Genomic DNA, 19,963 nt, shown 5'->3' on the forward strand with positions numbered 1-19,963 from the left:
CAATTGTGTAATCGACCTGCCCAACTTACGCTGGAACGCATTAAAAAACAAGATTCGGAGACAAGATAATGCTGCCTTTATTGGGGCTTACCACTATTGTCGTTTTATTAGCGGCCATCCTTTCCAAGAAAATGTCACCGTTGGTCGCGTTGATCATCGTACCGATCGTTGCCGCGTTGATCGGTGGATTTGGTTGGCAAACGAGCAAGTTCATCATCGATGGTATGAAAGGCCTTGCGCCCGTCGTCGGTATGTTCGTCTTCGCCATTCTCTACTTCGGCGTTATTACGGACGCGGGCACGCTCGATCCCATCATCGACGGCATTTTGCGAGCGGTTGGCACCAGGCCGACGCGCATTGTCGTGGGCAGCACGCTGTTAGCGCTGTTGGTACATCTGGATGGATCGGGGGCAGTCTGTTTCCTCGTCACCATTCCGGCCATGTTACCGCTGTACGAACGTCTCAATATGGATAAACGGGTCCTCGCGGCGGCGGTGTCGATGGCGGCGGGCATCAACTTTCTTCCATGGACCGGGCCGATGATTCGCGCATCGGCTTCTTTGCACATTCCGATTTCGGCGTTGTTCAATCCACTGATACCGGTTCAGGCAGTCGGTCTTATCTTCGTTTTTTCGATGGCTTGGTTGTTGGGGCGGCGTGAAGAGCGACGTCTTGGGTACACAAATGCGAGTGGCGACATACCCGCGCCCAGGCGGGAGTTGACTGCCGAGCAGCAGGCGCTGCGTCGACCAAAGAATTTCTGGTTCAATATCGCTTTGACGATCGCCGTCCTCGGCACCATGGTGATTTTAGGAGAAAAGATCCCGCCAGCCGTCATGTTCATGGTCGGACTGTGCCTGGCGTTGTTGGTGAATTATCCCGACGTCGATATGCAACGGACGCGGATTGATGCACATTCGCGTGCGGCGCTGATGATGGCGGGCATTCTGCTGGCCGCCGGCGTATTCACCGGCATCATGCAAGGCAGCGGGATGTTGAAGGCCATGGCGCAAGGCGCGGTTGGTTTTGTACCACCATCATTGGCAGGGCATATTCCCGTCGCATTGGGTCTGCTTTCAATGCCGCTCTCGATGCTCTTCGATCCCGACTCATTTTATTTCGGCGTACTGCCCGTGATCGCGGAGGTTTCATCGCAACTGGGTGTTCCACCGGTGCATGTTGGACAAGCGGCGCTATTGGGGCAAATGACCACGGGCTTTCCGGTCAGCCCGCTTACTCCGGCGACGTTCCTCGTTGTCGGTCTGTGCGGTATCGATCTCGCGGATCATCAAAAGTTTACGTTCCCATTGCTGTTTGCGGCATCGATCACGATGACGATCGCATGCATCGTCCTGGGCGTGTTCCCGTTGTAATCAAGAACCTGACAGAAAGGTCCCTTCATGAAACGTTCCTCTTTAGATAGGCCTGTCAGGCTGGGGGCAGGTGCCGGATATTCCGGAGATCGCATCGAGCCTGCCGTCGAACTCGCCGAACACGGCAAGCTCGACTATCTCATTTTTGAGTGCCTGGCTGAACGGACTATTGCCATTGCGCAACAGGCACGGCGTGATGATCCGGCGCTAGGCTATGATCCCTTGCTCGATGCGCGCATGCGTGCGGTGCTGCCGATTGCCGTGAGGAACGGCATACGCATTATCTCGAATATGGGAGCGGCGAATCCGCTTTCCGCAGCAAGACAGACCGCACGTATCGCGAGGCAACTCGGATTGCGAAATCTTAAAATCGCCGCCGTGACCGGGGATGATGTACTTGAACTCGTCATGGGCTCGACGCTTTGCTTTGAAGAAAGCGGTGACGATGTCGACCGATACAAAGACCGCATGGTTTCGGCGAATGCGTATCTTGGCGCGGCGCCGATTGTGGCCGCGCTTGCAGCGGGTGCCGACGTCGTATTAACCGGGCGCGTGGCTGATCCGTCGTTATTCACCGCACCGCTGATTCACGAATTCGGCTGGGACATAGAGGACTGGGATCTGCTCGGACAGGCCACGGTCGCGGGACATTTGCTCGAGTGCGCCGGCCAAATTACCGGCGGCTATTTTGCTGATCCTGGATGCAAAGAGATACCCAACCTTGCACGCCTGGGATTTCCGATCGGAGAGGTCAGTCCTGATGGCGCGATTGTCATCACGAAAGTACCGCACGCAGGCGGGTGTGTGACCGAGGCCACGTGCAAGGAACAGTTGCTGTACGAAATTCACGATCCTGGTTGCTACCTCCAACCCGATGTCGTCGCGGACTTCAGCAATGTGCGCGTCACGCAAAATGGGCCGGACCGGGTACGCGTAACAGGTGGCCGAGGAACCGCGCGAACAGGCATGCTCAAAACCTCGGTTGCATACGTGGATGGATTCATTGGGGAGGGACAGATTTCCTACGGCGGACCTGGCGCCCTCGCACGTGGACGACTCGCGATCGAGATCGTCAGGGAGCGACTGGTGATGACGGGTGTCGCAACAACCGAGATGCGCCTTGATCTGATTGGCGTGAACGCGCTGTATGGCGATTCACTCGCCGCGCAAACCGCGGCACCGTACGAGGTCCGCGTTCGTGTTGCAGGCCGAACATCCTGCGCCAAAGAAGCAGCCCGCATAGGAAACGAAGTTGAAACGCTCTATACCAACGGACCGGCCGGAGGGGGAGGCGTCACCAAGAGCACGCGTGAAGTCCTTGCCGTGCAGTCGGTGCTTTTACCCGCCGAACAGGTCAATCCGTGTTTTTGCTTCGTGGAGGTCGATGATGAAACTGCGGGACATCGCGCATAGTCGTACCGGCGATAAGGGTAATACGTTAAACGTCTCTGTTATTTGCCATGACGCAAAGCATTATGCGTTTCTCGATCAAACACTTACCATCGCACGCGTCAAACACCATCTGAGTGACATCGTAAAGGGTGATGTCATACGCTACGCGCTACCGAACTTGGCGGCGTTCAACTTCGTCTTGCATAACGCCCTTGGCGGTGGGGTGACCCGGTCACTTGCGCTTGATGCGCACGGAAAGTCGGTCAGCGCGGCACTTCTGGATATGACGCTTGAATAGCAGGGATTATCAACGGAACCACTGACCCTTCACCCACCGAAAGGATGTACCCGCGGTTGGTTTTTTGCCGCCACCATGCCTTAACCGCGAGTCATCATCACGACCCTTCGCAACACATGTCGCATAGGCGATAACGGTCTTCTGAAACAATAACGGTGGTTCGGAAAGGTGGTCTTCATCTCAAATAAACAATAAATAGAAATGTCTGCTCCATCGTAAAAAATTGTCGACACGGCTTTTTTGACACGCGATCCTTTCGTCTATGCCAACTTGTATGCAAGATGGAATCCATGACGAAACACCCTGATTCCCATGCCTCCTCGGCGCCGACATCGCCATCGGACAACCTGTTCACGGTGACCGGTTTGTTGGGCGCGTACGGCGCGGGCCACCTTACGCCGACCCAGATGCTGCAAGAGTGCTTGGCTCGGATCGACGCATTCGATCGGCCGGAGGTCTGGATTGCGCGGTGTTCGCCCGAAGTGCTGGTCGAGCGTTGCACTGCCCTGGACGCCTTGCAACAGCAGCATGGCGCCGACGTCCTCGATCATTTCCCCTTGTTTGGTATTCCGTTTGCCGTAAAAGATAATATCGATGTGGCCGGCCTACCCACTACGGCCGGTTGTCCGTCCTTTTCCTTTCTGCCCGCGCACTCTGCTTTTGCCGTGCAGCGTCTGCTGGATGCCGGGGCGATCGTGATTGGCAAGACCAATCTCGACCAGTTCGCCACAGGGCTGGTCGGAACCCGTTCGCCCTATGGTGCGGTTCGACATACGACTCAACCGGACCGCGTATCGGGTGGGTCGAGTTCGGGCTCGGCTGTCGCGGTCGCGTCACATTGCGTGGCGTTCTCGCTGGGGACGGATACGGCAGGATCAGGCAGGGTGCCGGCGGGTTTCAATGGCGTGGTCGGTTTGAAACCGTCACTAGGCATGATCAGCAAGCAGGGCGTGGTGCCGGCATGCAGGACATTGGATACGATTTCCATTTTCACGCATCACGTTGAAGACGCCTGGCGTGTGCTCATGCAGTTGGCAAAGTTTGATCCGGTTGATGCGTACTCCCGGAAAGTCGTTCCATTAGGCCTGTTGCCTTCCAGTCCGCGCATCGGTGTCCCGGACGCGTTGGAATTCTATGGCGACGTGCTGGCCGAGCAAGCTTTCAGCGCCAGTTGCAGCGTGATTAACGAGCGTTTGTCACTGACGCCCGAGGTCATTCCCTTTGCGCCGCTGAGTGATGTGTCGGCGCTTCTGTACGACGGACCTTGGGTGGCCGAACGGCGTGCCGCCATCGGTTTGTTTTTTGATAAATTTACCGGCGAAATAGATCCGGTAGTCACCAAGGTCATTGGCAAAGCGGATTATTTCAGCGCCGTCGACGCGTTTAATGCGCAATATGCGCTAGCCGATCTTCGACGCTTTGCGGAGTCTTTGTTTGAGCGCATTGATGTACTAATGGTGCCCACCACGCCTACGCATCCGTTGATTGCGGATGTGCAGGACAAGCCGGTGGAATTAAACAGCCAACTCGGCATTTATACCAACTTTGTCAATCTGCTGGATCTCTGTGCTCTGGCAATCCCGTGCCAGCCGCGCGGCGATGCCCTGCCTGCCGGCGTCACATTGATCGCGCCAAGTGGTGCCGATCGCCGCCTGGCGGTATTGGGAGCAGCCATTCAACGCTTGTTCGCGGCGGTACCCCCGGCGTATACGCCACAGAATGTGCCTTTGCCGTTTCAGGAGCCGACTGTTCTCCTTGCGGTGGTAGGCGCACATCTACAAGGTCAGCCGCTGAACTGGCAACTGTGCCAGGCTGGCGCACGCTTTATAAAAGCCACGCGTACCGCCCCTGTCTATCGTCTCTACGCGCTGCGGGAATCAATGCCGATCAAGCCGGGATTGATTCGCGTCGACGCCGCCGCTGGACAAGCGGTCGAGGTCGAAGTGTGGGAAGTACCGCTACGATTGTTCGGCAAGTTCGTCATGGATATTCCCACACCGCTAGGTATTGGCACCGTGCACTTGGCGGAGGCGGTGGAGACGAGCACGGGGCTGGTCACGCAGAGCGTGAAGGGCTTCATTTGCGAGCCGGCGGCGATCACTGCCGACGCGCCCGACATCACGCATTTCGGCGGCTGGCGCCCCTATCTGCAAAGTCTATCTTCGACATCATCTGAGTAGCACCGGTTTTCAGCTTCCCTCTCGACCATTTATTTAACGGGATATCATCGACATGACCAGCCGTCGCAATTTCATTCGAACTGCCGGGGCGTTGACATTGGCCAACATCCTGCCAATTGAAGCCGCATTGGCCGCCACCGCAGCATCGGGCAAGCTGACTGTCGGTGTAATCTACGTTGGTGCGCGCGGGGATTATGGCTATAACCAGGCGCAAGCCGTTGCCGCAAATGTCATCAAGAAGCTTCCCGGCGTCAAGGTGGTCGAAGAAGAAAATGTGCCCGAGACCATCGCGGTACAGCAAACCATTCAGGCAATGATCGAACAGGATGGGGCGACGTTGATCTTTGCTACGTCGTACGGGTATTTTGATCCGTACGTTTTGAAGATGGCCGCGAAGTATCCCAATATTCGGTTTGCGCATTGTGGTGGATTGTGGAAGGCGGGGAGCCCCACCAATATATCAAGCTATTTCGGGTATATCGACGAGTGCATGTATCTTAGCGGTGTGGTCGCGGGGCATGCATCGAAAACAAAAAAATGGGATTCGTGGCGGCAAAACCGATTCCGCAGGTACTTCGCAATATCAATGCGTTCACGTTGGGCGCGCAATCGGTCGATCCCGCCATCACGACGCACGTGATCTTCACCGGTGATTGGTCGATGCCGGTCAAAGAGGCCGAATCGACGAATAGTCTTGTTGATCAGGGGTGCGACGTGGTCACCTGCCATGTGGACGGTCCAAAGGTGGTGATCGAAACCGCCGAAAAGCGCGGCATCATGTGCTGCGGTTACCACGCCAATCAATCCGTGCTGGCGCCAAAGGGCTATCTCACTGGCGCGGAATGGGATTGGGCCACGCCGTACAAAGCACTCGTGGGCGACGCCCAGGCTGGCAAGCCCGCACCGAATCTACTGCGCGGCGGCTTGAAAGAGGGTTATGTGAAAATGTCTCCGTACGGCCCGAAAGTAGATGCCTCGGCGAAGCAAAATGCCGATGCGATCAAGGCCACCATGATGAGCGGCCAATTCGTTATTTTCAAGGGACCGATCAAGGATAACAAAGGTGGCGTCGTCATCCCATCCGGAGTCAGTCATGTTCAGACGGACTACTCGCTGGAAAGCATGAACTATATGGTGGCTGGCATCGTCGGCCAAATTTGATAAGAGCTTATCGTGCTTCCAAACCGGCCTTTTCGTCCGTCGGGATTTGCCGCCGCCGCCGCAGGCAAGGCTGCCGTGGTGGCAGCAAGGCTGACGCTGCGTGTCTTGCCCGCGTTGCCCAGTATGCTTGCGCTAATAGGGACGATGGTGCTTTTCTCACTGTTCCTGGCCGTGCAAGGGCAGCCGCCGCTTGATGCCATTGGCTTGATCTTTGAGGGGGCATTCGGTTCCGCGTTTTCATGGCAGAACACCTTAATGCGTGCTTCGCCCCTCATGTTGACTGCCTTGTGCGTAGCGCTACCGGCCCGCGTTGGATTGGTTGTCATCGGCGGCGAGGGCGCGCTTGCGCTCGGTGGATTGAGCGCTGCCGTGATTCCCATGCTTCTCCCCGCGAGCACGTCCTGGCTCATCGCAACGCCATTGATGGCCGTTGCTGGCATGGTGACCGGGGCCGTGTGGGCTGGGGGCGTGGGGGCATTGAAGCAATGGCGTGGGGTGAACGAGACCATCAGCAGTCTGTTGCTGTCGTATATCGCCATCGCGGTGTTCAAGTTTTTGGTCGAGGGACCATTGCGCGATGCTGCAAGCCTTAACAAGCCTTCGACAATTGCAGTGCCTGCTGCATGGATGATCGGCTCCATGCCTGGAATGCAAATGCATTGGGGGTTGTTTTGGAGTGTGCTGGTGTGCCTGGGAGTCTCGATATTCACCACGTTCAGCACCAAAGGTTTTGCGATGCAGGTGGTAGGGGGGAGCCCGCGCGCCGCGAGGCTTGTCGGCTTGCCGGTCGATCTATTGACGTTGAGTGCTTGTGCGATGGGCGGCGCGGCAGCCGGGCTCGCGGGAATGTTCGAAGTCAGTGCAGTGCAGGGCAGTGCTAATGCCTCTTTGCTCGCGGGATATGGTTATGCAGGGATCCTGGTGGCCTTTGCGGCTCGCCAGGCACCATTCGCGATCATTTTTTGTGCGCTGTTGGTGGGCGGCATCGAGGCGAGCGGCAGCCTGCTGCAAAGGCGTCTGGGTTTTCCCGATGCAACCACGCTCGTGCTGCAAGGTTTGTTGTTCGCGAATCTATTGGCATGGGAAGGGCTTGGGAAGTGGATGACTGCTTGGCGCGTGACATTGGAAAGCATGGCCTTCACGGAGAGCGCGTCACCACCAGCGACGCCAAAGATACCGTCCTCCTCGTTGGAGCAGCCTCATGCCTGATATGCACTCCCCTATCGTGGTGCTGGTGTTGTCGCTGTTTGCCGGCGCGATTCGCGTGAGCACACCCTACCTTTTCGTAAGCCTGGGTGAATGCATCACGGAGAAAGCCGGCCGGGTAAATTTGGGACTGGAGGGTATCCTGGTCTGTGGTGCGATGAGTGCCTACGGCGGTTCCTTTCTAACTGGGTCACCTTGGCTGGGCGTATTGGCGGCAGCGCTGTTCGGTATGTCGTTGGGCACGCTGCATGGCATGATCTGTTCCTTGCCGCGTGTGTCGGATATCGCATTCGGTATTGCCTTGATGTTGTTCGGAACGGGGCTGGCGTATTACCTGGGCAAGCCTTTGATCGAACCGCAGGCGGCCATGCTGCCCTCGATTGATCTAGGTGCGTGGAGCAGATCCGCGCAGGTGCGCGACGCACTGCATATCAATCTGCTGTTTGTGATCGGTGTCGTTCTTTCTTTCTTATTGCAATGGGGTCTGCGATCCACGCGATGGGGCCTGGTATTGCGCTTGGTCGGGGATCACGCTGAAACAGCCAGGGCAATGGGTTATCCGCTAGTCCGCATCCGCATCATTGCGACGGCTTTTGGTGGTGCATGCGCTGGCATCGGTGGCGCCTATTTGTCACTGGTGTATCCGGGAAGCTGGAACGAGGGGCTATCCAGCGGACAAGGGCTGATGGCTGTCGCCTTGGTGATCTTTGCCAAGTGGCAACCCGTGCGCTGCTTGTGGGCTGCCCTGCTATTTGGCGCGGCAGGCGCCTTAGGACCCGCGTTGCAAGCCATTGGCGTTACGAGTGGCTATTACTTGTATAACGCAGCGCCGTATGTGCTGACGCTGGTAATCATGATTATCAATTGTCGCCCGGATCGGACCCTTGCAGGTGCGCCAGGTGAATTGAGTCTTACGCGTTGAAGCAACGCATTGGGTGATAGAGGTTCGTCATGAGTTTGTTCATCGAAGCCAAACCATATCGCTGGCCCTATAACGGCGATCTGCGCGCGGATAATACTGCATTGATCATCATCGACATGCAAACGGACTTCTGCGGGCCAGGAGGGTATGTCGATAAGATGGGGTATGACTTGAGCCTCACCCGGGCACCGATCGCCCCGTTGTCCGCCGTGTTGGATATGATGCGAGCCCAGGGTTACACGATCATTCACACACGGGAAGGACATCGCGCCGACCTGTCGGATTTGCCGGCCAATAAGCGTTGGAGAAGCCGGCAAGCGGGTAGCAACGGCGTGGGTATCGGTGACGACGGCCCATGCGGCAAAATTTTGGTAAGAGGCGAGGATGGTTGGCAGATCATCGAGGAACTCGCGCCGCAACCGGGAGAAATCGTCATTGATAAACCGGGTAAGGGGTCGTTTTATGCGACTGACCTCGAATTGATCCTGCGTACGCGGGGTATCCGCAACCTGGTGCTTACCGGGATTACGACGGATGTGTGTGTGCATACGACCTTGCGCGAGGCCAACGACCGTGGTTTTGAATGTACGGTTCTGGCGGATTGTTGTGGTGCCACGGATGTCGGCAATCATTATGCGGCCCTGGCCATGATTCAGATGCAAGGTGGCGTCTTCGGCACCGTATCGGATTCGACGTCATTGCTGAGCGCTTTGCGCAATTCATGATGAATCGACCACAACAAGGTCTTGGGCTGGCGATCGAGCTTGTAGGCGCGGGGAAGTCATTTGGTGCCTTCCGCGCCCTGGATGACGTTTCAATGAAAGTACGGTCGGGAACGATTCACGCACTCCTCGGAGAAAACGGCGCCGGCAAAAGTACGCTTGTAAAAGGGTTGGTAGGGTACGGTTTGCTGGATCAGGGACAGATGATCGCGGACACCCGAGAGGTCTCGATTGCATCGCCGCGCGACGCACAAGCCCTCGGCATAGGCATGGTGTACCAGCATTTCACGCTGGCGACGGGTCTTTCCGTCGAGGAAAATTTGTTATTGGCACGCGGTGCGCTGCCATGGCAGATCGACTGGAAACGCGAGCGCGCCGCGCTGACAGCGTTTATGCAAAGCATGCCGTTTCAACTTCCGTTGTCCGTGCCTGTCGCATCGCTAGCAGCGGGCGAAAAACAGAAGTTGGAAATATTGAAGCAACTCTATCTGCAGCAGCGTCTATTGATTCTCGACGAGCCGACTTCCGTGCTGACGCCACAGGAAGCGGATGATGTGTTGGGATTAATGCGCACACTGACGTTGTCTGGTCGCTTGACCGTGCTGATGATCACGCATAAGTTCCGAGAGGTCATGGCGTATGCGGACGACGTAACGGTGTTGCGGCGAGGAAAGCGCGTGGCCAGTTGCCCGGTATCAGACACGAACCCCGATGAACTTGCCCGCTGGATGATCGGGGCGGGGACACATTCGAATGCCAACGACCAGAGCGGCGGCGACCTTTCCGCGATGGCAGAAGCGCTGCAAGACGCAACGCCAACGCCAACGCCAACGCCAACGCCAACGCCAACGCCAACGCCAACGCCAACGCCAACGCCAACGCCAACGCCAACGCCAACGCCAACCGCCGGCACCATTCGACTTGAGCTGACCGAACTCTGTGTGCAGGACGATCGAGGGCATATGGCGGTGAAAGACGTCTCTTTGCAAGTGAGGGCTGGGGAGATCGTCGGCGTAGCGGGTGTTTCCGGTAACGGTCAAAAAGAATTACTGGATGCACTGACGGGGCAACGACATATCCGGCATGGCCTCATGCGCGTAGCAGGCATGCCATATCGTGCCACGCGCAAGCAAATGACGACGCTGCGTGTTTTCGCGATTCCAGAGGAGCCGTTGCGCAACGCTTGCGTGGCCGGCATGAGCGTTGCACAAAATCTGGCGTTGCGGGACTTTGACAGAGCGCCATTGCGCCGAGCCGGATGGTGGCTGAATCGTCGTGCGATGCGGGAGCGCGCCGCCCATTTGATCCAGGAGTTCAATGTTCGTCCTCCTGTCCCTGAGCGGACCATGGGCACCTTGTCTGGTGGTAATGTTCAGCGTGCCGTGCTCGCGCGGGAATTGGGGCAGGCGGTGGATGTATTGATTGTCGCCAACCCTGTTTTCGGTCTTGACTTTGCTTCCGTTGCCGACATTCATGCACGAATCGTCGCGGCAAAACGTAATGGCGCTGCCGTATTGTTGATCAGTGAAGATGTAGACGAACTATTGGCGCTGGCGGACCGTATCGTTGTAATGACAGCCGGAGAATTTGTTTTTGAGACTGATGCGACCCATGCCGATCGTAGTGTACTCGGACGGTATATGGCAGGGTCTGACACAAGCGGTCGACCACATGGTGTTGCTGACGATCATAACAGGGCGACCGCTCCCAACGAGGAAATCGTATGAGCTATTGCGAGCCCTCATAAAATATCACCGCATTACTTATAGTGCTTTTCGTGAATCAGCATTGCGCGGCGTGTCGAAGAATATCGATGACACTATCATGCTTCCCTGTATCGTAATGTTTATATGAGGGCGAGCAGAACACAACAACGCAATCCCTCAATTTGCCATGACGAAACTCCGCATCGCCGCACAACCAGGGCCTTTCGATTTTGACACCGCCACCACCGCGTTGTTGATTATCGATATGCAGCGTGATTTTATCGAACCAGGCGGGTTTGGCGCATCGCTGGGAAACGATGTCACGCAACTAAAAAAGATTGTGCCAACGGTGGTTACTTTACTAGCGTGGGCGCGTGAGCACCAGATGCTTGTCGTGCATACCCGTGAATCCCACGCACCGGACTTGGCGGACTGCCCGCGTGCCAAGCGGGAGCGTGGCGTGCCGAACAGCAGGATAGGGGATATGGGTCCGATGGGGCGGATCTTGGTTCGCGGCGAGTTCGGCAATGCTATCATCCCCGAGCTGGCGCCAGCAAACAATGAATGGGTGATCGATAAACCCGGTAAGGGGGCCTTTTATGAGACGAGGCTGGCTGAAAGGCTGAGCGCACGAAAAATAACGCATCTTCTGTTTGCCGGCGTTACCACTGAAGTGTGCGTGCAGACGTCGATGCGCGAAGCAAATGACCGTGGCTACGACAGTTTGTTGGTGACGGACGCTACGGCAAGTTATTTTCCTGTTTTTTGGCAAGCGACAATTGAGATGGTGCATTCACAAGGTGGCATCGTGGGATGGACGGCGCCTTTTGCCGCGCTGAACAACCCGATTTAGCAGGAAGAAAATTGCATGATGAATGACCGTACCGAGACGTCGGATGCGTTGACCGGGCGTGACGCATCGCCCTTAGTACCCGCGAGTGACTCACTCGCAAAGAATGCTGCGAATCCACTTGCCGAACAGGTTTATCAAAAGCTCAAGCAAGACATTTTCAGCTTCCGGCTTTTTCCGGGTGATCGTTTTTCTGAAAGCGATATTGCCCAATACTATGGCGTATCGCGTACGCCCATGCGTGATGGCTTGTTTCGCTTGCAGCGCGAAGGCTATCTGGAAGTAGGATTTCGTCGTGGTTGGAAAGTTGCACCAATCAATTTCGATCAACTCGACCAGTTATACGACTTGCGTATCGTGCTGGAATCGGCGGCGTTGGAGCGTATGTCGTCCGGAAGCTCGGCCGCGCGCGACATATTGGACGAATTGGAACGTATCTGGTGTGTGTCGCTCGAAGCGCAACAGGACGATCCGATAGAGATGTTTGGAATGGATGAACACTTTCATAGGCGTCTGGTCGAGTCGGCTGGAAATGCGGAGATGGTGCGAGTGCACAATGACATTACCGAACGTATTCGGATTGTGCGGCGATTAGACTTCTTAAAGCGACACCGTACGGCAGCAACCTACGACGAACACGCGAAGATGCTGAGCTTGATTAAGCGTAACCGACTGACCGAGGCTGCTATTTTGCTACGAGCACATATCACGCAGAGCAAACTCGAGGTACGAAAAATTACCCTGTCCATGTTGTCCGACGCGCGCACCAGTAAACAGCCATTTGTTAGTTAAATTGATTAACGTGGGGTGGGATTTTTCTCATTTTTGAAAGCACGTATTCGACCGGCCACATCGGTTATGATGTGTGGTTTTCGATAGGTGCGGATGGAGGTGCGCCGTCTAATCAACGGCGTTTGCTACAGGAACTTGGCAATCCAGCGCCTTTTCCGGATTTGCCGGTGACGGTCACTTTCTGGTAATCGACGGCACTCGGTAGAAATCCACAGTGATTCATTCATTGACGAACGATTGGGTTGCGCGACGTCGCCTGACCGCCTCGTCCGAAACACATCGCGACGACTAACGTTGAAAGTTCAAAGCGGCGGGCGTGACAGGGCAAGCCAATTTCTTAACGAAGGGCGATTCCATTGGTATGCGGCGTAGTCCTTCAAGCGGGCAGGCACGGGATCGCCATTCAAAATTAGACGATTTAGCATGAGCGCGAGATCAGTATCGGCGATGCACCACTCTCCAAAAAGATTCTGTTTATTCACGGGAACGAGTGCTTCCGCCGCTGCGTACAATTTCTGGACTGCGGATTCAGCAGTCGATGTAAGAGGGCCGCTCTTCGAACCATAGAAAATCACCTCCGTTGAACGCTCTTGGCGAATGGGCATAAGGTCACTGCGCAACCATGCCTAAATTTGACGTGCTCTCGCCCGAAGGTATCGGTCTTTGGGGTAGACGTGTGTTTCCAAAAACGTGTCGTCGAGATATTCTGTAATGGCCGATGACTCGGAGAGCGTAAAGTCTCCGTGCTTCAACATTGTAATACGTCGCGTCATCGATGCCGTCGCGTAATATGGCTCAAGGTTCGCGCTAGCGTCCAGGTCCACTGTCGAAAGCGTAAAGGGCAATTGCTTCTCATGCAAGGTCACAAAGACCGACATGGCATACGGGCTGGCAAATTGCGCGTCAGCATAGAGGTGAAGTGGGTATTGCTTCAAAACCGGTCCTTGTTATTTTTTGCAACGCTTATGGGGTCGGATGCGTTCTGGTCACGATCTCGATGCGTACAGCGTGACATATCTTGCCATATGACTGACCGTGGAGGCGGAACGTTGCTTGATGGCGAGATACGAGCATCGATCCTTGAAAGAAGACAACTTGTCATTTAAAGCTGATATGCCGTGGGACGCTGGCAGGTGTGCGAGTGCTAACGAAGCAGCATCACATGGCGACGATCAACAATAAGAACAGAATCTGTCCTGACGCCAAAAGGATGCTGCTAATAGGGTGCCGCGCGGTCTTTCCAGTGCATGCATCGCTATCGATGACGAGGTCAATTAAAAGTATATCGTCAATGCCCAAGCGCACCACCATGGCACGGAGCCAATCAGAATCCGTTTATACCCACGGCGTACTCGACACGGCTATCGCTATAAACCTGTCATGCGCTGGACAGAGACGATGCGACACATTACGCCACTACGGAGTCGGTAGCATGATGCACCGATGCCCTGGTCCTTACCGATTCAAACAGAGCGGCAACTCGCGCCTGTTCGGCGGGAGAAGGTTTGATAGCGAATGCGCAGATCACGAATACCGTTAAATTGGCAACCAATCCGACGATACCGCTTGTCAGGGAACCAAGCCATGGAATGTCATCCGGATACATCGCGGTCAAAACGACCGCGCAGGCAATCCCGACCGCCATCCCGGCGATGGCGCCTTGCTTGTTGCCGCGACGGGAAAATATCCCAAAAAAGAGGGGCACGGCGAGCTGTATGATTCCCTGATATGAAATTTGCGCCAGAAGCTGAAGCCGGCTGTAGTCAAACGTCAAATACGCAAGAATAGCTGCCGCCAGGATAAAAACAGCCATTCCTGTTTTCGAAAGAATGGTCAGTTCACGGTCCGTGCGCTTCGTATTCCATGTGGCCAAGTCATTGGCAAATTGTGTCCCGCAGACCTGAACGCAGCCGTCCACGTGACCGATACTTGCAGCCAGAACAATGACAATTGCGATCGCCAGCATCCACGGACCGCCAGCGTCCATCAAGGCAAGGAACCAGCCGTGCTGCGGATTTGCCGCAACGTTTGGATCATTACTCGCAGCCGCGGCGAATAGCATCAAAACGCAGTAGAAGCCACCAACCAACAAAATGGTCAGGAGTGTTCCCTTCTTCACCGCACGGACGCCACTGGCCGTGTAAATACGTTGGAAGCTCATCGGCCAGCACATCGCTCCGATTACCCCGGTGAATATCAAGCTGAACATGTACCATGGACCATATATCGAATGCGCGTCGCCCGGGATTTGCAGCAATTTCGGGGGAAGATGGGACAAATGCGAGAATGGCGTATGCGTTCCCATCAACAATGCGATACACAATGCAGCACACAACACGTAGGCGATCAGGCCCTGAAACATATCGGTCATGATCAAGCCGCGCATACCCATGCTGACGGTCCAGTATTGTCGGATCAAAACAGTGGCGACGCCTGCAACGAGACATTGCGTCACGGTCCAGTTACCGAAGCTCGCGAACTGGAAGAGCGTTGCGAGGGCTTGAATGCCCATGACGACCCACGGAAAAACCGAGACAATGCCGATGATGGATGCCAAGCGCTTGACGGTGGCGCTGTTATATCGCATGCCAAGTAGATCTGGCTGGGTGGTCAAGTCAAAGCGCTTACCCCAGGTCCATGCGCGTCTTGCCATCAGATACATCGCGGTCACGCCTAAAACCGCATACACCATGCCGTAGAACCCGAGTACCCCGCCGACCGACAAAGCGAAGAACGCGGTGAAGGTTGAACCCGGCCACCAGGAGTTGGTGTAGCTCATGGCGATAAACCAAGGACCATATGAACGGCCGCCAACGGCGTAGTCCGAGAAAGTCGTGCTTTTGCGATTCGTCGCATATAGGACGGCAATCATGAGCACAAGGAATACGCCAATCATCCCAAATGTGATATAGGAATCGTTGATGTTTCCCGATGTGATCATGGTATTTGCCCCTCTTCCGGTAACGCGTCCTGCACGTTTTCGATGATATAAAGCGCCCAGACGCCAAGCCCTACCAATATGGCGTTGCCGATCCAGTACAGAATTGGAAGCGGAATCCCAGCAACAACGATTGCTGATCCGCTAACGCTTAGATAGAACGGTGGGAAGAGTGCCATCGCAAGCAACAATGCGAAGTACACACCAAAAAAATAGTTGCGAAGTTTCTTAGGTTTGACCTGATCAACTTGGTTCATTGAAGTGCTCCTTCATTGAAGCGGATGTCGACGAGTAAACTACTAGCCATTTCTTGAATGAATACATTGCAATATCCACAAATAAATTAAGACGTATATTAACTATGCATAACGGGACATCATTCATTTTGGTAATCATCAACGACGGAAGCGATCACATCGACTAACAACCCGGCACGGAGCAAGTATCGAAGGCAAGAATGCGGTTCAATTTTTTTTAAACCTCCTTCAGCCAACTCTCCCAACGCGAATCGTGCATTACCGCGCGTGCGCGCATATGTTTCCATGCCCCGTACTTATAGAAATCGAAATCGATGCAGGAGATCGCGCGCTGCACCATGGCCCATGTTGCCCATTTCAGATCAGCGAGCGCTTTGTTGACGGCAATGCGTGCGAGGGTTTGCGACGTCACGCTACCGAAATATTCTTCGACAAGGGCGAGTTCCATGTCGGGCGTGAAGAACATTTCGCCGAACCAAAGCGCCAATTCGTAATGGGGATCATTATTGGATGCGTATTCAAAGTCGACCAAAAGAATGTCGCGTGCCTGGTTCAACATGAAGTTCCCCGCAAGTGTGTCGTTCATGCAGGGTCGCAGATCAATTCCGGATGCTGTCAATGCAGCGCGTGCGCGCTCAAACTGCCTGCACAACCACTCGTGGTCGGGCGGAGTACGCGCGCCAAGCGTTTCAACCTGAGCCTGATGTTCGTCGATCATATCGAGAACTGTTTTTGTCTCCGATAAAAGCGGCTGGTTATTGAAGGCCTTTAGCGCACGCAATGCTTTGTGACGTACCTGGGCATCGGCGAAGTCGAGATTTGTTGAGGCCTTCCAGCCTTCCATGAACTCGAATATTTCTACGCCACACGCCTGCAGGAAAGTTAAAACGGGTGCGCCATATCCGGTTTCTGCTGCTTTCACACTGGCTTCGTGGGCGGTATGACGATTGATGAACATCTCGGTGCCCGGGCCAGGTACCTTGAAAAAATATGCGTTGGGTGCCCCTTCGATTTGGACACGCCAATTCATGTTTGAAATACCGCCCCCGACGGGGGAATAATGAATGGAAGCACCATGCCATGCGTCTATCTGAGCGATGGCCGTCTCTAGTTGACGTTCTTGACTTGTACTGGCTTCTCCGAATCTCTTCATGACGCTGCCTTTTTCAGTTGGCGAAGCCAGCTCTCGAAACGGGCATCCTGGATGGTTTGGCGGCACCGTAATAGGGTCCATTGCCCTAGCTTCGTGAACTCGAGTTGTCGTGACGAGGTGGCGCCAGACCAGGTAGCGGAAAGCGTCCACAGCCAGTCATCTAGCAGCGCATACAAGCGGCAGCGTGCATAGTCCACCTCGGCGCAATGCCCTGCCCATGCCGCAATCCCGGTACGCCATTCGTCTTCGAACTGATAAAGTTCATTGAGTGTGGTGGCGACGTCATACCATTCGTCAAATACGCCGGCCGTGTCGAAGTCGATAAGCCTTAGTTCATCGTTTGGGCCGATCATGACGTTGCTCGCGACACCATCGCCATGAATCGGCACGCTTCTACCTGGTGCCATTTTCAACGCCGCAGTCGCCAGGTCGACGCACTCATCAATCCAGGCGGCGTCAATGGGTAGACTCACTCTTGCGGTATTGCATAGGTCGCGGATACGATGAAGGTCGTCGAAGGGCGAGCGCACGAAATCCGGCGTTGGCCCCTGATGTACTTTCCGCTTCAGATTCCACAAAGCGTCCAGTCGATCGCGGCTGTTCAAATCATCGACGCGCGCTGAATGCCATTCGGGCGCGGGAAGTGCATCGAACAAAAGCACAGATCGTCTTGCGTCAATCAATTTGACGTCGGGCGTCGCGCCGGTGCGTGCGGCACATTCGGTTGCTCTCGCGGTTTTGTCGGCGCTGACAACAGGCATCATATCTTCGTACAGTACCTTCGCGTAGTAATGGCGTGATTCCGACGTGACCCAAAATCCCGCCCACTCTGTCGCCAGGCGCATGGGGGAGGCAATGCCCGCCGTACCGGCGCGCACGGTAACCGCGCTTGAGATGCCCGCTGCGAGGAGCGCGTCCAGTAATCTTTTCGACTCGACGGTTTGGCTTTCCACGGTAAGTCCTCAAAGGCTTTCAGCCGGGTGTTCGCAGATTTGATGGAGAAGAGCCGTCAGCATGCGCAGGCCATTGTGCATATCCTGCTCTGAGGTGCACTCTCCTTCGTTGTGGGAGAGGCCGTTTTTGCTTGGGACAAACAACAGACAGGTGGGGTAGAGACGATTCATGCTAATCGCATCGTGCCCCGCCACGGTTACACTGTTTTCAACGGCGAGATCCAGTCGCTCACTGACGGTATATGCTAAATCGGATAAGGCGCGATGCAGTTGGACCGGGTCTCGCAACGATTTGTCTTCGATGCTGACCAACGTCCCGGTAGTCCGCGCAATCGTTTCTATCGTCTTTTGAAAACGAGTGGCAACGTCCGCCAATAGCGCCGTGGATTCTGAGCGGAACTCGACCAAAAGCGTTGCTCTCGAAGGCACGACGTTCGGAGAATTCGGGTATATCTGAAGTCTTCCGACGGAGCTGTGCATGGCAAGTCCGTGTTTATCCGCCTCCGCCCGGACAGCGACAATAGCGTGCGCTGCGGCAAGTAATGCATCTTTTCGTGATGCCATTGGCGTGGGACCGGTGTGGTTCTGCTCGCCGTCGAAACGAACGCGCCACTTTAGTGCCGCCCAGGTCTTACGAACAACGCCAATACTGCACTTCCCTTTTTCGAGTGCGGTGCCTTGTTCAACGTGCATTTCCACATACGCCGCCACACGTATGTCTGGTGCACTGCTGCCGCGATAACCAATCGATTTAAGTGCGGTGCCTAGCGAAATATGATTCTCGTCTGTACATGCCAGCGCTTGCTCAATGGACATCGCGCCGGTAAAGGCACTGCTGCCCGTCAGGCTTGGTTGAAAACGTGCTCCCTCTTCGTTCGTCCAGTTCACGACGCACAGATTGCGACGTGGTATTGTTCCGCTCTGTTTTACATGACGCGCGATGCTGGCGATTGCGCAGGCACCGGCGATAACACCATATACGCCGTCGAAGCGGCCTGCGTTAGGTTGACTGTCTAGATGCGATCCACACAAAACGTATGGTGCGTTTTGATCAAACGTCACCAGACCGAAGATGTTGCCCACTTGGTCGACGTGGACGATGAAGTCCTGTGCGTTGAGCCAGGCGCAAAACATATCCCGGACACGACCATCCTCGGGCGATGCCGCAAGCCGATGCAGCCCGCCGCCTTGTGTCGCGCCAATTGTTGATGTTTCCGCGAAAAACCGCGAAAACTCAGCAAAATCATCGTCGCTTGGTATAAGGAGTTCAGGGGTGTACAACATCAACATGATCCTTTTCCATCCGGGCAGCGAAGTGTATAGATAACGGTCGGTTGGTAACCAGTGTGTCTATAGCGTCGAAGGGAAGCGTATTGACAAAGGCGCGATGTCCGAACTTGCCATCATCCGCTACCACGACACTGCGAACGCAATGCCGCACAAGGGTTCGCCTGATCAACGCTTCAGACTCTTCGTAATCCATGAAACCCAGTTCGAGATCTATCCCACCTATTCCCATGAAAGCGATGTCGTAGTGAAACTGACGCGCGAATTCCATGGTGTGCGAGCCAATCAAGGCATTATCGTTTCGCCGAACATCGCCTGGTGTGGTCATCACATGATTACTACTCTGGTGGGTGAGAAGCAGCGCAATGTCCAGGGAGTTCGTCACCACACGTAATTTCGAGAATTCGGTAAGTCTTTGCGCTAGAGCAAGCGTCGTTGTTCCAGTATCCAGGAACAGCGACATGCCTTCCTGCACGAGTGCTGCTGCCTTGCCTGCCAGTGCTACTTTTGCCTGTGTCTTGATGCGATTCCGGACCTGCAGCGGCTGCTCCTCGTTCAGCTTGGGTAAGACGGCCCCGCCATGTAATCTCCGTATCTTCCCCTGGCCTTCAAGTAGCTTGAAATCACGTCGAATCGTTTCTTCCGACACACCTAATAACCGCGCCAAATCCATGGACTTGACGCGATGCTGCTGGCTGAGTAACCGCAAGATTTCGTCCAGTCGCGGTTGGTTGAGCATGGTGCACATTCCTCGGGGCGCCTTGTGCGCAAAG

General features: G+C 55.2%; 16 protein-coding genes and 2 pseudogenes. 11 read left to right on the plus strand and 7 right to left on the minus strand.

Features of this window, described 5'->3' with window-relative positions:
• Nucleotides 1-68: 68 nt before the first annotated feature.
• The 11 genes and pseudogenes from WM40_RS14360 to WM40_RS14410 all read left to right on the plus strand — a co-directional run bounded on the left by WM40_RS14360 (nt 69) and on the right by WM40_RS14410 (nt 12,602).
• Nucleotides 69-1,373 (plus strand): CitMHS family transporter, encoded by a 1,305-nt coding sequence (locus WM40_RS14360; protein ID WP_046153178.1) that lies wholly within the window; start codon nt 69-71, stop codon nt 1,371-1,373.
• A gap of 27 nt (nt 1,374-1,400) precedes the next feature.
• Complete coding sequence (locus WM40_RS14365; protein WP_046153179.1) at nt 1,401-2,786, plus strand: acyclic terpene utilization AtuA family protein; 1,386 nt, start codon at nt 1,401-1,403, stop codon at nt 2,784-2,786.
• Nucleotides 2,761-3,063, plus strand: coding sequence for an AtuA-related protein (locus tag WM40_RS14370; protein WP_024904731.1), 303 nt, complete (start codon nt 2,761-2,763; stop codon nt 3,061-3,063). The genes WM40_RS14365 and WM40_RS14370 overlap by 26 nt, the downstream gene beginning before the upstream one ends.
• A gap of 290 nt (nt 3,064-3,353) precedes the next feature.
• Entirely contained in the window at nt 3,354-5,243 is a 1,890-nt protein-coding gene (gene atzF, locus WM40_RS14375) for an allophanate hydrolase (protein WP_082102767.1), read from the plus strand.
• 52 nt (nt 5,244-5,295) lie between these two features.
• Nucleotides 5,296-6,404 (plus strand): annotated as a pseudogene (locus WM40_RS14380) (BMP family ABC transporter substrate-binding protein).
• Nucleotides 6,405-6,527: 123 nt separating this feature from the next.
• Nucleotides 6,528-7,613, plus strand: coding sequence for an ABC transporter permease (locus tag WM40_RS14385; protein ID WP_082102769.1), 1,086 nt, complete (start codon nt 6,528-6,530; stop codon nt 7,611-7,613).
• Nucleotides 7,606-8,532 carry an ABC transporter permease gene (locus WM40_RS14390; protein ID WP_046153181.1) on the plus strand — a complete coding sequence of 309 codons (927 nt, stop codon included), beginning with the start codon at nt 7,606-7,608 and terminating at the stop codon, nt 8,530-8,532. Before WM40_RS14385 ends, WM40_RS14390 begins: the two co-directional genes overlap by 8 nt.
• Before the next feature lie 29 nt (nt 8,533-8,561).
• Nucleotides 8,562-9,257: a biuret amidohydrolase gene (gene biuH, locus WM40_RS14395; protein WP_046153182.1), complete on the plus strand. Its 696-nt coding sequence runs from the start codon at nt 8,562-8,564 to the stop codon at nt 9,255-9,257.
• Nucleotides 9,254-10,981, plus strand: coding sequence for an ABC transporter ATP-binding protein (locus WM40_RS29570; protein ID WP_413783805.1), 1,728 nt, complete (start codon nt 9,254-9,256; stop codon nt 10,979-10,981). Before biuH ends, WM40_RS29570 begins: the two co-directional genes overlap by 4 nt.
• A 166-nt stretch (nt 10,982-11,147) precedes the next feature.
• Nucleotides 11,148-11,813 carry a cysteine hydrolase family protein gene (locus WM40_RS14405; RefSeq protein ID WP_024904724.1) on the plus strand — a complete coding sequence of 222 codons (666 nt, stop codon included), beginning with the start codon at nt 11,148-11,150 and terminating at the stop codon, nt 11,811-11,813.
• Between the two features lie 48 nt (nt 11,814-11,861).
• Entirely contained in the window at nt 11,862-12,602 is a 741-nt protein-coding gene (locus WM40_RS14410) for a GntR family transcriptional regulator (RefSeq protein WP_236693520.1), read from the plus strand.
• 302 nt (nt 12,603-12,904) lie between these two features.
• Here the strand turns inward: WM40_RS14410 and yfcF are convergent.
• The 7 genes and pseudogenes from yfcF to WM40_RS14445 all read right to left on the minus strand — a co-directional run bounded on the left by yfcF (nt 12,905) and on the right by WM40_RS14445 (nt 19,929).
• Nucleotides 12,905-13,537 (minus strand): annotated as a pseudogene (yfcF, locus tag WM40_RS14415) (glutathione transferase).
• A gap of 473 nt (nt 13,538-14,010) precedes the next feature.
• Nucleotides 14,011-15,543, minus strand: coding sequence for a sodium:solute symporter family protein (locus WM40_RS14420; RefSeq protein WP_046153185.1), 1,533 nt, complete (start codon nt 15,541-15,543; stop codon nt 14,011-14,013).
• Nucleotides 15,540-15,797, minus strand: coding sequence for a hypothetical protein (locus tag WM40_RS14425; protein ID WP_024904719.1), 258 nt, complete (start codon nt 15,795-15,797; stop codon nt 15,540-15,542). The genes WM40_RS14420 and WM40_RS14425 overlap by 4 nt, the downstream gene beginning before the upstream one ends.
• Before the next feature lie 217 nt (nt 15,798-16,014).
• A complete protein-coding gene (locus tag WM40_RS14430; RefSeq protein WP_236693521.1) occupies nt 16,015-17,031 on the minus strand; it encodes a choline kinase family protein in 1,017 nt (338 codons plus the stop codon).
• The gene (locus tag WM40_RS14435) at nt 16,947-17,903 is read right to left on the minus strand and encodes a phosphotransferase family protein (RefSeq protein ID WP_046153186.1); all 957 of its coding nucleotides are present in this window, start codon (nt 17,901-17,903) and stop codon (nt 16,947-16,949) included. Before WM40_RS14435 ends, WM40_RS14430 begins: the two co-directional genes overlap by 85 nt.
• A gap of 9 nt (nt 17,904-17,912) precedes the next feature.
• A complete protein-coding gene (locus WM40_RS14440) occupies nt 17,913-19,193 on the minus strand; it encodes a Zn-dependent hydrolase (RefSeq protein WP_024904716.1) in 1,281 nt (426 codons plus the stop codon).
• A complete protein-coding gene (locus WM40_RS14445; RefSeq protein WP_046153224.1) occupies nt 19,171-19,929 on the minus strand; it encodes a DeoR/GlpR family DNA-binding transcription regulator in 759 nt (252 codons plus the stop codon). Before WM40_RS14445 ends, WM40_RS14440 begins: the two co-directional genes overlap by 23 nt.
• Between the last annotated feature and the right edge of the window lie 34 nt (nt 19,930-19,963).

The sequence above is a fragment of the Robbsia andropogonis genome (assembly GCF_000970345.1).
In the GTDB taxonomy this organism is placed as follows: domain Bacteria; phylum Pseudomonadota; class Gammaproteobacteria; order Burkholderiales; family Burkholderiaceae; genus Robbsia; species Robbsia andropogonis.

Excerpts from the sequence above, each read along its gene's own strand:
- WM40_RS14360 (WP_046153178.1), top strand. The coding sequence starts at position 69 with ATGCTGCCTTTATTGGGGCTTACCACTATTGTCGTTTTATTAGCGGCC.
- WM40_RS14365 (WP_046153179.1), top strand. The coding sequence starts at position 1,401 with ATGAAACGTTCCTCTTTAGATAGGCCTGTCAGGCTGGGGGCAGGTGCC.
- WM40_RS14370 (WP_024904731.1), top strand. The coding sequence starts at position 2,761 with ATGAAACTGCGGGACATCGCGCATAGTCGTACCGGCGATAAGGGTAAT.
- atzF (WP_082102767.1), top strand. The coding sequence starts at position 3,354 with ATGACGAAACACCCTGATTCCCATGCCTCCTCGGCGCCGACATCGCCA.
- WM40_RS14385 (WP_082102769.1), top strand. The coding sequence starts at position 6,528 with ATGCTTGCGCTAATAGGGACGATGGTGCTTTTCTCACTGTTCCTGGCC.
- WM40_RS14390 (WP_046153181.1), top strand. The coding sequence starts at position 7,606 with ATGCCTGATATGCACTCCCCTATCGTGGTGCTGGTGTTGTCGCTGTTT.
- biuH (WP_046153182.1), top strand. The coding sequence starts at position 8,562 with ATGAGTTTGTTCATCGAAGCCAAACCATATCGCTGGCCCTATAACGGC.
- WM40_RS29570 (WP_413783805.1), top strand. The coding sequence starts at position 9,254 with ATGATGAATCGACCACAACAAGGTCTTGGGCTGGCGATCGAGCTTGTA.
- WM40_RS14405 (WP_024904724.1), top strand. The coding sequence starts at position 11,148 with ATGACGAAACTCCGCATCGCCGCACAACCAGGGCCTTTCGATTTTGAC.
- WM40_RS14420 (WP_046153185.1), bottom strand. The coding sequence starts at position 15,543 with ATGATCACATCGGGAAACATCAACGATTCCTATATCACATTTGGGATG.
- WM40_RS14425 (WP_024904719.1), bottom strand. The coding sequence starts at position 15,797 with ATGAACCAAGTTGATCAGGTCAAACCTAAGAAACTTCGCAACTATTTT.
- WM40_RS14430 (WP_236693521.1), bottom strand. The coding sequence starts at position 17,031 with ATGGACCCTATTACGGTGCCGCCAAACCATCCAGGATGCCCGTTTCGA.
- WM40_RS14440 (WP_024904716.1), bottom strand. The coding sequence starts at position 19,193 with ATGTTGATGTTGTACACCCCTGAACTCCTTATACCAAGCGACGATGAT.
- WM40_RS14445 (WP_046153224.1), bottom strand. The coding sequence starts at position 19,929 with ATGCTCAACCAACCGCGACTGGACGAAATCTTGCGGTTACTCAGCCAG.